The 14,017-nt window shown below is 67.8% G+C and carries 20 protein-coding genes and 1 tRNA gene; 12 read left to right on the forward strand and 9 right to left on the reverse strand.

The window, feature by feature from the left end; all coding sequences use genetic code 11:
* The first annotated feature begins 42 nt into the window (after window positions 1-42).
* From ABT063_RS20990 to rdgB, 4 genes are all read left to right on the forward strand, one after another.
* A complete protein-coding gene (locus ABT063_RS20990; protein WP_093720813.1) occupies window positions 43-276 on the forward strand; it encodes a PTS sugar transporter subunit IIB in 234 nt (77 codons plus the stop codon).
* A 99-nt stretch (window positions 277-375) separates the two neighbouring features.
* Entirely contained in the window at window positions 376-1,113 is a 738-nt protein-coding gene (gene rph / locus ABT063_RS20995) for a ribonuclease PH (protein ID WP_351058868.1), read from the forward strand.
* A gap of 142 nt (window positions 1,114-1,255) precedes the next feature.
* A complete protein-coding gene (locus tag ABT063_RS21000) occupies window positions 1,256-1,660 on the forward strand; it encodes a hypothetical protein (protein ID WP_351058869.1) in 405 nt (134 codons plus the stop codon).
* Window positions 1,661-1,693: 33 nt separating this feature from the next.
* On the forward strand, window positions 1,694-2,296 hold the full coding sequence (rdgB, locus tag ABT063_RS21005; protein WP_351058870.1) for an RdgB/HAM1 family non-canonical purine NTP pyrophosphatase: 603 nt from the start codon (window positions 1,694-1,696) through the stop codon (window positions 2,294-2,296).
* Window positions 2,297-2,350: 54 nt separating this feature from the next.
* Here rdgB and ABT063_RS21010 read toward each other — a convergent pair.
* The 5 genes from ABT063_RS21010 to ABT063_RS21030 form a co-directional block, all read right to left on the reverse strand.
* Window positions 2,351-2,434, reverse strand: a tRNA-Leu gene (locus ABT063_RS21010).
* Window positions 2,434-3,108, reverse strand: coding sequence for an HNH endonuclease (locus tag ABT063_RS21015; RefSeq protein WP_351058871.1), 675 nt, complete (start codon window positions 3,106-3,108; stop codon window positions 2,434-2,436). The genes ABT063_RS21010 and ABT063_RS21015 overlap by 1 nt, the downstream gene beginning before the upstream one ends.
* Window positions 3,105-3,755 (reverse strand): HNH endonuclease signature motif containing protein, encoded by a 651-nt coding sequence (locus ABT063_RS21020; protein WP_351058872.1) that lies wholly within the window; start codon window positions 3,753-3,755, stop codon window positions 3,105-3,107. Before ABT063_RS21020 ends, ABT063_RS21015 begins: the two co-directional genes overlap by 4 nt.
* A 123-nt stretch (window positions 3,756-3,878) precedes the next feature.
* Window positions 3,879-4,727, reverse strand: coding sequence for a helix-turn-helix domain-containing protein (locus tag ABT063_RS21025; protein ID WP_351058873.1), 849 nt, complete (start codon window positions 4,725-4,727; stop codon window positions 3,879-3,881).
* A gap of 135 nt (window positions 4,728-4,862) precedes the next feature.
* On the reverse strand, window positions 4,863-5,135 hold the full coding sequence (locus ABT063_RS21030; protein ID WP_502990850.1) for a hypothetical protein: 273 nt from the start codon (window positions 5,133-5,135) through the stop codon (window positions 4,863-4,865).
* Between the two features lie 253 nt (window positions 5,136-5,388).
* Between ABT063_RS21030 and ABT063_RS21035 the strand changes: the two genes are divergently transcribed.
* The 3 genes from ABT063_RS21035 to ABT063_RS21045 all read left to right on the forward strand — a co-directional run bounded on the left by ABT063_RS21035 (window position 5,389) and on the right by ABT063_RS21045 (window position 6,275).
* Window positions 5,389-5,535 (forward strand): hypothetical protein, encoded by a 147-nt coding sequence (locus ABT063_RS21035; protein ID WP_351058874.1) that lies wholly within the window; start codon window positions 5,389-5,391, stop codon window positions 5,533-5,535.
* A complete protein-coding gene (locus tag ABT063_RS21040; protein ID WP_351058875.1) occupies window positions 5,532-5,768 on the forward strand; it encodes a hypothetical protein in 237 nt (78 codons plus the stop codon). The genes ABT063_RS21035 and ABT063_RS21040 overlap by 4 nt, the downstream gene beginning before the upstream one ends.
* Before the next feature lie 186 nt (window positions 5,769-5,954).
* Complete coding sequence (locus ABT063_RS21045; RefSeq protein WP_351058877.1) at window positions 5,955-6,275, forward strand: PadR family transcriptional regulator; 321 nt, start codon at window positions 5,955-5,957, stop codon at window positions 6,273-6,275.
* Between the two features lie 14 nt (window positions 6,276-6,289).
* Here the strand turns inward: ABT063_RS21045 and ABT063_RS21050 are convergent, their stop codons facing one another.
* A complete protein-coding gene (locus ABT063_RS21050) occupies window positions 6,290-6,430 on the reverse strand; it encodes a hypothetical protein (RefSeq protein WP_351058879.1) in 141 nt (46 codons plus the stop codon).
* A gap of 264 nt (window positions 6,431-6,694) precedes the next feature.
* On the opposite strand from ABT063_RS21050, the gene ABT063_RS21055 reads away from it, so the two are divergent.
* Complete coding sequence (locus ABT063_RS21055) at window positions 6,695-6,901, forward strand: hypothetical protein (protein WP_351058880.1); 207 nt, start codon at window positions 6,695-6,697, stop codon at window positions 6,899-6,901.
* A 218-nt stretch (window positions 6,902-7,119) separates the two neighbouring features.
* Here ABT063_RS21055 and ABT063_RS21060 read toward each other — a convergent pair whose 3' ends face one another.
* Complete coding sequence (locus ABT063_RS21060; protein WP_351058881.1) at window positions 7,120-7,311, reverse strand: hypothetical protein; 192 nt, start codon at window positions 7,309-7,311, stop codon at window positions 7,120-7,122.
* Between the two features lie 517 nt (window positions 7,312-7,828).
* Here ABT063_RS21060 and ABT063_RS21065 point away from each other — a divergent pair.
* A complete protein-coding gene (locus tag ABT063_RS21065) occupies window positions 7,829-8,338 on the forward strand; it encodes a GNAT family N-acetyltransferase (RefSeq protein ID WP_351058882.1) in 510 nt (169 codons plus the stop codon).
* Here the strand turns inward: ABT063_RS21065 and bcp are convergent.
* A complete protein-coding gene (gene bcp / locus ABT063_RS21070; protein WP_351058883.1) occupies window positions 8,335-8,802 on the reverse strand; it encodes a thioredoxin-dependent thiol peroxidase in 468 nt (155 codons plus the stop codon). The two genes, ABT063_RS21065 and bcp, sit on opposite strands and share 4 nt — an antisense overlap.
* Before the next feature lie 260 nt (window positions 8,803-9,062).
* Here bcp and ABT063_RS21075 point away from each other — a divergent pair, with 260 nt between their 5' ends.
* The 3 genes from ABT063_RS21075 to ABT063_RS21085 all read left to right on the forward strand — a co-directional run bounded on the left by ABT063_RS21075 (window position 9,063) and on the right by ABT063_RS21085 (window position 11,505).
* Complete coding sequence (locus tag ABT063_RS21075) at window positions 9,063-10,694, forward strand: IS200/IS605 family accessory protein TnpB-related protein (protein ID WP_351058884.1); 1,632 nt, start codon at window positions 9,063-9,065, stop codon at window positions 10,692-10,694.
* Window positions 10,695-10,775: 81 nt separating this feature from the next.
* The gene (locus ABT063_RS21080; protein ID WP_351058885.1) at window positions 10,776-11,105 is read left to right on the forward strand and encodes a DUF3618 domain-containing protein; all 330 of its coding nucleotides are present in this window, start codon (window positions 10,776-10,778) and stop codon (window positions 11,103-11,105) included.
* 43 nt (window positions 11,106-11,148) lie between these two features.
* Window positions 11,149-11,505, forward strand: a complete 357-nt coding sequence (locus ABT063_RS21085; RefSeq protein ID WP_095754593.1) for a GroES family chaperonin — start codon at window positions 11,149-11,151, stop codon at window positions 11,503-11,505.
* A gap of 64 nt (window positions 11,506-11,569) precedes the next feature.
* Here ABT063_RS21085 and ABT063_RS21090 read toward each other — a convergent pair whose 3' ends face one another.
* Window positions 11,570-13,978: a transglycosylase domain-containing protein gene (locus tag ABT063_RS21090; RefSeq protein ID WP_351058886.1), complete on the reverse strand. Its 2,409-nt coding sequence runs from the start codon at window positions 13,976-13,978 to the stop codon at window positions 11,570-11,572.
* Window positions 13,979-14,017: the final 39 nt, after the last annotated feature.

Below are 14,017 nucleotides of genomic sequence, written 5' to 3' on the forward strand. Positions count from 1 at the left end.
ATAAGGAACCCGTGATTTTCGCTACCCGTAGGGAGAAGGAACATGGCCAGCAAGGCTGAGAAGATCGTTGCCGGGCTCGGCGGCATCGACAACATCGAAGAGGTCGAGGGCTGCATCACGCGGCTGCGCACCGAGGTCAGCGACGCCTCGCTGGTCGACGAAGCCGCCCTGAAGGCCGCCGGCGCCCACGGCGTCGTCAAGATGGGCACCGCGATCCAGGTCGTCATCGGCACCGACGCCGACCCCATCGCCGCGGAGATCGAAGACATGATGTGAGCCGCCCGACTCACTTCCGAGGGGCCTTTCCCACCGCGGGAGGGGCCCCTTCCCCATGGACGGCCAGGCCCGCCGCCACGTACGGCTAGGCTCGTGGCCATGTCTCGAATCGACGGCCGCACCCCCGAACAACTCCGCCCGGTCACCATCGAACGCGGCTGGAGCAAGCACGCCGAGGGCTCCGTCCTCGTCTCCTTCGGCGACACGAAGGTCTTCTGCACCGCCTCCGTCACCGAAGGCGTCCCGCGCTGGCGCAAGGGCAGCGGCGAAGGCTGGGTCACCGCCGAGTACTCCATGCTCCCCCGCGCCACCAACACCCGCGGCGACCGCGAGTCCGTACGCGGCAAGATCGGCGGCCGTACGCACGAGATCTCCCGCCTCATCGGCCGCTCCCTGCGCGCGGTCATCGACTACAAGGCACTCGGCGAGAACACCATCGTCCTGGACTGCGACGTGCTCCAGGCCGACGGCGGCACGCGCACGGCCGCCATCACCGGCGCCTACGTCGCGCTCGCCGACGCCGTCTCCTGGGCCCAGGGCAAGAAACTCATCAAGGCCGGTCGCCAGCCGCTGACCGGCACGGTCAGCGCGGTGTCGGTGGGGATCGTGGGAGGAGTGCCCTTGCTGGACCTCTGCTACGAGGAGGACGTGCGCGCCGAGACCGACATGAACGTCGTCTGCACCGGCGACGGCCGCTTCGTCGAGGTCCAGGGCACCGCGGAGGCGGAACCCTTCGCGCGCGAGGAACTCAACGCCCTGCTGGACCTGGCGGTCACCGGCTGCACGGAACTCGCTGTCCTCCAGCGCAAGGCACTTGATACGGTCCTCGAAAAGTAAAGGACGCGCCAAGAAGGTCGGCCGCCGCGGGCAACCCCGCCGACCGCCCTGGCGTCACTACGGGTACGGGCGTACGGCACACCACCGTACGCTCGGCCAGTGCACGGGCCGACAAGGCCTGCCAACGGGAGGGATCCGATCCATGGCCGCGAGCCGACGCCGCCGTAGTCGCCGTATCGCCATCGTCGCCGCAGTGGCGGCCGTCGGCCTGACAGCCGGCCTCACCACAGGTTGTGACGCCGTCGGCAAGGCACTGGACTGCGTCCAGACCGCCGACGCCATCGCCGACAGTGTCACGGAACTCCAGCAGGCCGTGGAGAGCGCGTCGAACGACCCGACGCAGCTGCAGGAATCCCTCGACTCGATCGAGAAGAACCTCGACGAGATCGGCGACAAGACGGACAACGCGGACGTCAACAAGGCCGTCGACGACCTGAGCGCCGCCGTCACCAACGTCCGCACGTCCGTCAAGAACGGCGACGCGACCCCCGACATCAGCCCCGTCACGGACGCGGCCGGCGAACTGACGAAGGTCTGCACGCCGTAAGCAACGATCGGCGAGGGCGGAATACTGGACCCCATGACCCGCTTGATCCTCGCCACCCGCAACGCCGGAAAGATCACCGAACTCAGGTCGATCCTCGCCGACGCAGGCCTGCCCCACGACCTGGTCGGCGCGGACGCCTACCCGGACGTACCCGACGTCAAGGAAACGGGCGTCACGTTCGCCGAGAACGCGCTGCTGAAGGCCCATGCCCTCGCCCAGGCCACGGGCCTGCCCGCCGTGGCCGACGACTCCGGCCTGTGCGTCGACGTCCTGAACGGCGCCCCCGGCATCTTCTCGGCCCGCTGGGCAGGCCGGCATGGGGACGATCGCGCGAACCTGGAGCTACTGCTGGCCCAGCTCGCCGACATCGCTGATGAGCATCGGGGGGCGCACTTCGCGTGTGCGGCGGCGCTCGCCCTCCCGGACGGCACGGAGAGGGTGGTCGAGGGGCAGCTGCGGGGGGTGCTGCGGCATGCGCCGGTCGGCACGAACGGCTTCGGGTACGACCCGATTCTGCAGCCGGAGGGGGAGACGCGGACGTGTGCGGAGCTGAGCGCTGAGGAGAAGAACGCGATCAGTCATCGGGGGGAGGCGTTTCGGGCGCTTGTGCCGGTGGTTCGGGAGTTGTTGGGCTGAGGCGCATACGCCAACGGCCTGCTCATCGTTCCTTCGATTCGCAGGCCGTTCATGTGCGGCGGAAGGGATTCGAACCCTCAAGCCCGATCAAGGGCCACAGATCCTAAGTCTGCTGCGTCGCCATTGCGCCACCGCCGCTAGCCGCCTGCCATCGTACCGGGAGTTGCTCGCTGCCTTCGGCCTCCCCTGCACCACGTGCTGGTGACTGCGTGGCAGTTGGGGCACAGCAGCCGCAGGTTCTCGTGCCGGTCGTCGCGCCAGCCCCCGTTGATGTGATCGACCTCCAGCGTCATCGGTTTGCCGAGCCACTCGGGGCCGATGCCGCACTCGGCGCACTCCTCGGGAACCCCGATTTCGCTAAGCGCCCGACGGAGTAGTCCGGTCCTGGTTCGCTGTGTGCCGTCATGTTGCACCAAGACGTCTTCGGGACGCTTGGCGCAGTCGGGCCGTGACTTGCCTCGTTGGTGAGCCTGCCCTAGGAAGTGCGCGACTGAGAGACGTTCTTCAGTGATCCACTGGCGCAGCAGTGCACGTTGCCTCCAATTGTCCGGGCGCTCCAAGCGGCGTAGCACTTCTGCGATGGACGCGGACGCGCTGACTGCCGCGCGCAACTCGTCGCGTGTGGGTCGGCACTGCCTGCCGCAGGGTCTGAAGTGCGAGATGTCGATGTTGAAGTGAGCGAAGCGCTTGGTGAGGTAGCGGCGGAGTGTGTCGTACGGCTGGGTACCGAAGAAGGCGATGACCTCGTCGATGTCGGAGCACTGCGCGGCGGCTTCGACCAATCGTTCACGGGTGTACTGCACCCCGCTCATGAGACGCCGCCCACCCGGACCTTGCCGCGGCCTCGGTAACTGTCTGTCGTCGAATGGCAGTTGGGGCACAGGAATCGCAGGTTCTCGATCCGGTTGTCGCGCCAGTTTCCATCGATGTGGTCGACTTCCAGGGGCAGCGGATGGCCTCGCCAGATCGCTTCGATCCCGCAGAGAGCGCATCGCTCTGGTACGCCCGAGGCCGTCATCGCCCACCTGAGGCGATCACTCTGGATGCGTCGGGCGTCAGCAGCCGACTGCTCGACGAGTAGGTCTTCCGGCGTCCGAGAGCGCCGCGCCTTGCCTCGCTGGGTCGGCACCTGGAAGTGCGAGGTGTCGATGCCATATGCCTTGATCCGCCGGCTGATGTGCGTGTGTTGCCCGCCGACGACTTCGACGCCGAGTCGGCGCAGCACCTCGCACATGTTCGTCGAGGCCGCAACCGCCTGCGCGAGGATCTCCTTCGTCCACTTCACCTGCTCCTTCTCGAAGTGCGAGGTATCCACCCCCAGAAACTTCATCCGTTCCCGGATGTAGTGCCGCGTCGAACTCTTCGGATCCACCCCCAACCTCACCAACGCCTCCGACAACGTCCGCGCTCCCCGAGCCGCCTCCTCCAGCCGCTCCTTCGGATATGCACTGGCCCCCATCGTTCCCCTCCGATCTCGGCCACGCGTTCGTGGCCTCGCACGGAGTAACGAACCGCTTATCGGACAGTCACGCTCGAAACGGAAAGAGGCTCGGGTTCGCCTTCGGTGTGGCGGCTGTCGGGCTCAGTCCAGGGCGTCGAGAGCGGCAGTGATCAGGGACCGGGCCGCAGCGCCGCGCACCGCGCCCGCCGAGAGCCGGTCGAAGGCGCGTGCGTACAGCTCCACCGTGCTGGGCTGCACGTGGGTTGCTGCCGCGTCCAGAGAGTCGGCATGCACCCGCTCGCCGTCGAAGATCGTGAAGGTTGCCATGGGCCATATGGTCCGTTCAGTGGCGAACGGGATCACGCCCAGAGAGACGGACGGCAGCGCCATGACGGAGAGCAGATGGCCGAGTTGGGCAGCCATCGTTTCGCCGTCGCCGATCTGGTGGCGGAGCACCGACTCTTCGAGGACGATCGCGAACCGGTGGTCGCCCTCGTGGATCACGGAGTTGCGGCGTATGCGGGCCTCCACGGCCTCCGTGACGTCGTCCGGGGTCCCCCGGAACGTCGCGATGGATTTCAGGAGCGCGGCGGCGTATCCGGGCGTCTGAAGGAAGCCGGGGATGACATCGGAGCAGTAGACGCTGAACTGGCGGGTGCGCTGGTAGAGGCTCGCCCCGGACTCCTGCAAGCGGCGCAGCCCCGTGCGCTGGAGACGTCGCCACTCGACGTACATCTCGGCGGACTGCCGGTTCGCGGCGATCAAGTCCGGCGCTTGGTCGAGTGCTCCGCATGCCTCGCACCACGCACGGATGTCCTGGTCGGACGGCGGCGTCCGGGCGTTCTCGATGCGGCCGGACTTCGACTCATGCCAGGAACACCGCGCGGCCAGCTCACGCTTCGTGAGCCCTGCGTCCAGACGGAGCTCCCGCAGGCGTGCCGCCAGTGTCTCGCGGGCCTGCTGCACACTGGATGACGGGTGCGGAGACATGAACTGGCCCTGGCAGTACGCTAGTTCTGGTCACCGGCCCGGCCAACGTCGTACTGGTCGTGGGAAGTTGCACGCTCCCAGACGGCCTCGAACGCGGCGGTGAGATGCTTGATCAGCGTTGGGTCTTCGGTGAACTCAGTGATCGCAGGCGGCGAGGAGTTCAGCGAACGTGGGCACGCTCGACGGCATCTCACCCTGATCATCGGGATCATCCGGGCCGGGGCGGATGATCGCCTCGGTCTCCGGCACCGAGCCGTTCGCCGGCGAGGTCGCCTCACAGACGGCCTGCGCTGCGGCGTCCGGCTTCCAGCCTTGCAAAAGGATCTCCTGAGCCTCGGGGTCCGCCCACACTGTCGGGCAGTGGTCGCGGTCGGTGTCGGGGTCGATGCCGACGAACTTTACGGCCATGTTGATCTCTGTTGATCTGCCGTGTCCACATGCTTGCTCAGACTTGCATGAGCATCATCGAGCAGTCACAGGACGTCAACAGGGCCATGCATCAGTCGAATTGGCGTGCAAGCCCATGCAAGTTCGTTGAGATCGACTCCTCGCTGTTCCTAGCGTGCTGAACACGGAGCACAGCTAAGTCGGGGAGACGCCATGGCACCCACACGCCACCCAAGAGCCGCCGGTAGATCTTCCGGTCGGCTTCAACGCATGGTTGCTCGACTGCGCACCGGCCCCCGGCTGCAAGGTGTGCGCCGCCAACTGGAAGCAACTCAACGCTGCGAAGAACAAGGGCGACATCACCAAGGCCGCCAGGCACGCCACCGAGATCCGGGATCACGCTTCCGGGGTGCACCAATGACGATGGACGTGCAGACCTACCGAGACGGCCGCAAGCAGGCCACAGAGGCGGCGGAGGCCATCCGGGAAGCCCTGGCCAGTCTCGGCCTGCCAGAACGAGTCTGGGGCGGTGTGCGCCCGATGGTCACTCACAGCGGCACGCCGTACGTGCACCTGGGCATGGTCCGCGCGGACGCGGTCGAGCGCATGGCCGAGGCCATGCGGACCCCGGCTGAGACCGAGCCCGTTGAGTAGCCCGGCCGCCTTGCCCTGCCTCTGGTGGTGCGGCGGCGTCCTGGTGGGCACCGCCGCCGGGCGGCTCGTGCGCTGGGCGCGCGGCCGGTGCGGGTTCGTCGTGTGGAGCTGACCGTCAGGTCCAACTCCCCATCGCATTCCCCTAGATGCACGTGTGTCGTACTCGACACATGCTCTAATGGAGTAATGACCGCTCCGAGGCTTACGAAGCCGACCATCGCCGTGCTGGAGGTGCTGCTGGCCGCGACGGACGACGCCCCCGCGTGGGGGCTGAGTATCTGCCGCGAAGCGGACCTCGGCTCCGGCACCGTGTACCCGATCCTCGACCGCCTACTGGAGCGTGGTTGGGTCACCAGCTACGACGAGGCGGAACCGCATCCCGGCCGTCCCCCTCGCCGCTACTACGAACTTACTGGGACCGGCCGCAGTCAGGCTCAGGCTGCACTCGACGCCCGTACGGCTCGTCGACAGGCGTTCGGGTTTGGCTTGTCGGGGGGCACGGGGTGAGACCAAAGACCAAGCTAATTCTCTTGCTCCTGGGCGGCGTGGTTGCCGGGAGCGGTTTGTTCGCAGGGCTTGCGCTTTTGCTTGATGGAGCCAATACGGATGATCAGCTCATCCTGCTGGCCACCCTCTTTTCGGCTGCGGGCATAATTGTCCATGCGTTTACCAAGGACGCTGACCGGACTATCCGCAGGTCACCGGCTGGCTGGGCGGCAACATCGTGGGCAGCGAAGATCGCTGGAACGCGTCGGGACATGCTTGAGCAGTGGCGTGCCCACCTTGAAGGCGACCCGGAGAACGGAACGACTCTTACTCCGTGGCAGCAGCGCCGGTACGCGGCTGGGTTCCTGGTCGCTGCCCTGCGCATGCGTAGCCGGGATCTCGTTCGGCCTTGCTGGGCTCCCGTCGATTGGCTGTTGTCGATGGACTCGCGTACGAACGGGTTCATCGCCGCCGTTGTCGGCACCCAGGCGGTCTACATCGTGGATGACGGCGGCATCCCGGCTCTCGTGACGGAGATCTGGGAACCCTGCGGCATCCTCGGAGCAGGGCTGTACGTCCTGGCGAGGTGGCTGCGTCGTGTACGAGGCATCGAACTCGCGCCCGCGAGCCCGCCGCCGGAGGAGTAGCCAAGACAGCAGGGGCGCCACCTGGGGAGATTCCCTCGCGATGGCGGCCCTGCTGTGTGCGTCGGGGACACATCCAGGCCACTGGACACCGAGAAAGGACCGGAAACGACCGGAACCAGTGAGGACCTTCTACCAGGTCAGACGCCCTTTCGCAGCATCACCGCAGGTAGCCAGGACACGGGATAAGTACTGGTCGTACTCGCGCGGTGCCAGGGCGATCAGTCCCGGAGATAGGGCCGATGCCAGTGGCGTTCACTGAGGACCTTGGTCCACTCGGCGGCGAGTCGCTCCCGCTTGTCGTCAGGAAGCTCGTCCAGGGTGGGGCGGAGTCCCTCGATGATCTTTGCTGTCTCTTGCGGGTCGCGCCGAACGGGCAGACCGAGGTGGTGGGCGATCATGCGGAGGGTCATTGTGATCAACTTCTTTGTCTCTTAATGAGTCCAGTGTCGCGCCGCCGCCAGCCATCCGCCGAGGGCACATTTCAGGGCTCAAGGGTCGGGAATCACCGCGACACGTTGAGAACCGTTGAGGGACGTTTTCGCACGTCAGTCGATCCCTCTGGTATCTGTGCACACCAGGCGGGCAGGCACATCTGTTGTGGGCGAACACAGCTGTTGGGGCTCTGCCATCAGGGCTACCTGGCGTGCAGTCATTCGCCTTCGGGAGCCCAGCAGCCTTGATCACCGGACGCCACACGTTGTCGCCGAAGTGATCAGCATTGACCGGCCCAGCGAACAGGAAGCCGTCAGGGCCCGCCGGGTACCTTTGCAGGCGGAAGATGACGGCGTCGATGACGGCTTGCCGCACCGGCACCGTGCGATACGGTCAGGCAGTGTCTTCTTCAGGCACCGGATCTCCTCCGTGGTCTGCCGTTCACGAACGACGCCTTTCGGGCGCGGACGCTTGTCCGCTCGGGAGGCTTTTTTCATGACCTCTTCAGAGCTGACCGTCCGCCCAGCCACCCCCGCCGACCGCCCCACCGTCGAACGCCTCTGGCTCATGTTCCGGCATGACCTGTCCAAGTTCGGTGGGCAACTGCCCAACCCGGACGGGACGTTCCGCAGTGAGCGGCTGGAGGCTGCCTTCTCAGGGTCCGCCGACTGGGCGCCGTATCTGATCAGCAGGGGCGAGCAGCCCATCGGGTTCGCCTTCGTGCGGGCGCTCAGCACGCCCACCCACGTGCTCAACAGCTTCTTCGTCGTGCGGGGCGTGCGCAGGGAAGGGGTCGGGCTGGCGGCCGTACGAGAGGTCGTCGCCCGGCATCCGGGGGAGTGGGAGGTCGCCTTTCAGGACGACAATGCCGGTGCCGTGCGCTTTTGGCGGCGGGTTGCCGAGGAGCTCGCGCCGGGGGCGTGGAGGGAGGAGCGCAGGCCGGTGCAGGGGCGGCCCGACCTGGCTCCCGACGTCTGGGTTTCCTTCAGGTACCCGAGTTCTTAGATACCCAGGTCCTTGATGATCTTTGCCACGTGGCCCGTCGCCCGCACGTTGTACAGGGCCCGTTCGACCTTGCCCTCCTCGTCCACGATCACCGTGGAGCGGATGACGCCCATGTACGTCCTGCCGTAGTTCTTCTTCTCGCCGAAGGCGCCGTAGGCGTCGAGGACCTTCTTGTCGGAGTCTGCCAGGAGCGTGATCCTGAGGGACTCCTTGTCGCGGAACTTCGCCAGCTTCTCCGGCTTGTCCGGGGAGATGCCGATCACGTCGTAGCCGGCGCCGGCCAGCAGTTCCAGGTTGTCCGTGAAGTCGCACGCCTGCTTGGTGCAGCCGGGGGTCAGGGCTGCCGGGTAGAAGTAGACGATGACCTTGCGGCCCTGGTGGTCGGACAGGGACACCTCGTGGCCGTCGGTGTCGGGGAGGGTGAAGGCGGGGGCGGTGTCCCCGGGCTGGAGTCGCTCGCTCATCGGACCAGCGTAACCGGGGGTTGGGAACTGCTGCCGATGTAGTGGGCGGGAGTGACTTTGGCCGAGTGTGAGTGAGTGCTGGGGCCGGAGGTGGGGGGCGGGTCGTCCGCAGTGCGCCAGGGATGTTCTTCGGCCAGGGGGTGTTCTGGGCTGACTTTCCAGGGGGAACGGGAGTTCTTGGGGCGAACGGGTGACCTTTTCGGGTGGTGCTCGTTGACTGCGGTGACGGGGGTCTTCGAGTCGCGGGCGGGGGTGGAGGGGTGGGTGGGCTGCGGGAGGTGGTGGCGCCGTTCGTGGTGCCCGGTCCGGCCGGGGTGGCGGTTCGGGACCGGTTGCGGGTGTCGGCGGCGGATGCGGCGGTGCTGGCTGAGGTCGGGGTGTTCCTGGGTTCGCTGGCCGCCGGTGATCTGGCAGTACGGTGTCGGCAGGGGCTGGCGCATGATGCGGCCGGGTGGGCGGTGCGCAAGCGCGAGCTGACGGGGAAGTCGTCGGCGCGCTGGGCGGGCAGTATTACCAAGGCCACGCATGACCAGTGGGCGCTGGCGAGGCGCGGGCAGGCAGCGCATAGGGGCTGGTTGCGGGGGCAGATCGCCTCGGTCGAGGCGCGGCTGGCCCGGCCGCTGGGCGCCAAGGCGAACAAGCGGGAAGGCCTGGTGCGCGGGTATGCCTCGCGGGGTGAGTGGCATGCCAAGTCCCGCCGCCTGCAGATGCTGAAGGACCGGCTGGCGGTGGTGGAGGCGGACTGGGCGGCGGGCCGCGTGCATGTGGTGCGCGGCGGAACGCGCCTGGCGCACCTGCGGCATCATCTGGCGGCGGCCGGGCTGAGTGAGCAGGTGTGGCGGGAGCGGTGGCAGGCGCAGAGGATGTTCCTGGCCGCTGACGGGGAGTCCGGCAAACGCTTCGGCAACGAAACCCTCCGCATCACCGACACCGGACAGGTCTCGGTCAAGCTCCCGGCCCCGCTGGCCCACCTGGCCAACGCACCGCACGGCCGGTATCTGCTGGATGCGACGGTGGCGTTCCGGCACCGGGGCGCGGAGTGGCGTGACCGGGTCACCGCCAACCGGGCGGTGGCCTACCGCATCCACCACGACGTGCTGCGCGGCCGCTGGTATGTGACGGCGTCCTGGCAGCGCGCCGCCGCCCCCATCCTGCCGTTTCAGGCGGCGCTGGCCTGGGGTGTGGTGGGGGTGGACATGAACGACGACCACCTCGCTGCCTGGCGCCTCGACGTACACGGCAACCCGGTCGGTGAGCCGCGGCGCTTCTTCTACGACCTGACCGGCAGCAGTGAGCATCGCGATGCGCAGATCCGGCACGCGCTGACCCGCCTGCTGCACTACACCCAACGTTTCGGGGCCGCCGCGATCGCTATCGAGGACCTCGACTTCACCGACGGCACCAGCCGCGAGAAGCACGGCCGCAACAAACGCTTCCGGCGCCTCATCTCCCGCTTCCCGACTGCGAAGCTCAGGGCCCGGCTGGTGTCGATGGCCGCCGAGCAGGACATCGCCGTCGTCGCGGTCGACCCCGCCTACACCAGCCGCTGGGGTGCCCAGCACTGGCAGCAACCCCTGACCACGAAAACTCGCAAGATTTCCCGGCACGATGCGGCGAGCATCGCGGTCGGGCGACGCGCCCTCGGGCACCCGATCCGGCGACGGACGGCACCGCCCCACGACGACCGGAGTGATCGTCGTGGGCATCGGACCGTCCAGGCCGCCTCGGGCACCCGGCGGCGTGAGGAAGCCTGCCCCCGTATCCCCGGACCACGGACACGATCCGTGTCACCGGGCGCGGAGCGAAAGCGGGCGACCAGGACATCCAACACCGTTCGGGATGTCCGCAGTGACCAGGTATGGCTCCGACACTCACTCCTGCTCACTGATTAGGAACGGTGCTGACAGCGCGGTCGCGGGCGGAACTGACAGACTGTCCAGAACAAAGCATCAGCAGACTTCGGAGGCCGTACGGTGGCGGACACGTCGGACACGAGAACCCCGGCGCAGATCGAGGCGGACATCAGGCGCCGCCGCGAGATGCTGGCCGAGACGCTCGACGAGATCGGGGTGCGCGTGCATCCGAAGACGATCGTGGGCGATGCCAAGGCCAAGGTGGTGTCGAACATCGATCACACCCTTGGGCGGGCCTACGTGGGGGTCAACCGGGCCGTGACGGACGTCAAGGCTCAGTTCGTGGACGAGGACGGGGCTCCCCGGCTGGAACGGGTCGTGCCCGTCGCGCTCGTCGTGGTCGGGGTCGTGGGGCTGCTGGCCCTGGGGACCCGGCGGCGCAAGGGCTGACCCACCCGGGTACGGGTGTGCCGAAGACAGGTAGGTTCAAGGCGTGAGCGCCAACAGAAACGAGCACAGCACCCAGCACGACAAGCTGCCCATCCGGATGCTGCACGACCGTGTACTCGTGCGGCAGGACACCAGCGAGGGGGAGCGGCGTTCGGGCGGCGGCATTCTGATTCCCGCCACCGCGGCCGTGGGCCGTCGGCTGGCGTGGGCCGAGGTCGTCGCGGTGGGGCAGAACGTACGGACCGTGGAGCCGGGAGACCGGGTCCTGTTCGATCCGGAGGACCGGGCCGAGGTCGAGGTGCGGGGTGTCCCGTACGTGCTCATGCGTGAGCGGGATCTGCATGCGGTGGCTGCGGATCGGTTCGAGGGGTCCGAGGACACCACCGGGCTGTACCTGTAGAACAACCGGGCTGTGGAACAGCGGCTTCAGGGGCCGGTGACCGTCGTCACCGGCCCCTTTGCCGTCACTGCCTTCTCGTCGTCTGTGGCGTCAGGCCTCCGGTCGTCGGTCCGCCCTGTGAGCCGTCCGTGGTGCCGCCGGACGCGTCCCCGGTGCTGCCGCCGTCCGCCGTGCCTCCGGTCGTGGCGTCGCCCGTCGTGCCGTCGCTCGGGTCTCCTGTGGTGCCGTCGGTGGTCGTGCCTCCGTTGGTGGTGCCGCCGTCCGTCGTGCCGCCGTTGGTGTCGCCCGCGCCGGGTGAGCTCGGCGTGGCGCTGTCGTCCTGGCCGCCGGTCTGGCCCCCGGTGTCCTGGCCGCCGGTGGTGTCTCCGGTGGTGCCGCCGTTGTTCTGGCCGCCCGTGGCCGGGTCCACCGGGATGTCGGAGGGGGGTGCCTGCGTCTCCTCGGCGCCCGGCTGGAGCTGGAGGTCGAAGTCGGTGACCGGCTTGCCCTTGAGGGCGTCCTTGGTGAACTGCGCCCAGATCTCGGCGGGTGCCCCGCCGCCGTTGATGCGGGGCAGGCCCATCGCGCCGTACAGCGGCTTGTGGGCGGCGGTGACCGGGTCCTGGCCCATGACGGAGACGACGGTGGCGAGGTCGGGGGTGTAGCCGGCGAACCAGGCGGCCGTGTCCTCCTCCGCGGTGCCGGTCTTGCCCGCGGCGGGGCGGCCGGCGGCCTGGGCGGCGGTGGCGGTGCCGTTCTCGACGACGCTCTGCAGGACCGAGGTCGTGGTGTCGGCGGCCTCGCGGGGGACGGCCTGGCGGGTCTTCTTCCGGGGCAGTTCGATGTCCTGGCTGCCGTCCTTGGTGATCTTTTCGATCATGGTGTACGTGCCGTGCTTGCCGTGGTTGGCGAGGGTGGCGTAGGCCTCCGCCATGTCGAGGACGCTGGCCGTGGACGGGCCGAGCGCGATGGACGGGGACGCGGTCAGGTCGGGGGTGTCGGCGGGGATGCCGAGGTCGATCGCGGTCTTCTTGACCTTGTCGGAGCCGACGTCGACGGCCATCTGCGCGTACACCGAGTTGACGGACTTGTCCGTGGCCTCGCGGACGGTGATGTCGCCGTAGGAGACCTGGTCCTCGTTCTCGGGGTTGTACGCTCCGCCGTCCCAGCCCACGACGGGGCGTTTGTTGGTGCCGTCGTAGATCGTGTTCGGGGTGATGGTGCGGCCGTCCTGTGTCTGGGAGTCGTTCTGGACGGCGGAGGTGAAGACGAACGGTTTGAAGGTGGAGCCGACCTGGAAGTCGCCGCGGGTGGCGTTGTTCGTGTACTGCTTCACGTAGTCGATGCCGCCGTACATGGCGAGCACCTTGCCGGTCTTGGGGTCGACGGCGGCGCCGCCGGCGCGGACGTAGGTGTCGACCTTGCGGTTCTTCTTGTCGAGCTTGGCCATCAGCTGGTCGTCGACGGCTTCGACGAAGGCGTTCTGCTTGCTCTTCTGCAGGGTGGTGGTGATGCGGTAGCCGCCGGCGTCGAGCGAGTCCGCGTCGACGATGTTGTTCTTGGTCAGGTAGTCCTTGATCGCGGTGACGATGTAGCCGCGCTGTCCGGACATGCCGGTGGAGAGGGTGGCTTCCTTGGGCATCGGGAACTTCATGCCGGCGCGGTCGGACGCGCTGAGCCAGCCCTTGGTGACCATGCCGTCCAGGACGTAGTTCCAGCGGGCCTCGGCGGAGGTCTTGTTCTCCGGGTGGGCGACGACGTCGTACTCGCTGGGCGCGTTGACCAGCGCGGCGAGGTAGGCGCCCTGGGCCGCGGTGAGTTTGGCGGCGTCGACGCCGTAGTAGGCCTGGGCGGCGGCCTGGATGCCGTAGGCGTTGCGGCCGAAGTAGCTGGTGTTGAGGTAGCCCTCGAGGATCTGGTCCTTGGACTCGGTGCGGTCCAGCTTGATCGAGATGAAGAATTCCTTCACCTTGCGGGTGACGGTCTGCTCCTGGGCCAGGTAGTAGTTCTTGACGTACTGCTGGGTGATCGTGGAGCCGGACTGCTTGCCCTTGCCGGTGGCGGTGTTCCAGGCGGCGCGGACCATCGCCTTGGGGTCGATGGCGGACTCGGTGTAGAAGTCGCGGTCCTCGGCGGCCAGGACGGCGTGCTGGGCGGCCTTGGAGATCTGGCCGAGGGAGACGTTCTCCCGGTTGACCTCGCCGTCGCGGGCGAGCTGGCTGCCGTCCGCGTAGAGGTAGACGTTGCTCTGCTTGGTGGCGAGGGCGTTGGCGGGCGGGATCTTGACCATGGAGTAGCCGAGGAAGAACAGGCCGATCAGGAGCAGGGTGCCGATGACGAACGTGCCGAGCACCATGCGCCAGGTGGGGATGATCCGGCGCCAGCCGGTGCGCTCGGGCTTCTTGCCGGACGGCTCCCCGGGTTCCGAGGCCCCCAGGGACTCTCTCGGTGCCCAGCCCTGGTTCGGCTGCTGCGGCTGCGGCTCGTCGCTCATGTCGTGCACGGACTCCTGTTTCGCCTCGTACGTTCCCGT

The sequence above is a fragment of the Streptomyces sp. NPDC002838 genome, assembly GCF_040295365.1.
Taxonomy (GTDB): Bacteria; Actinomycetota; Actinomycetes; order Streptomycetales; family Streptomycetaceae; genus Streptomyces.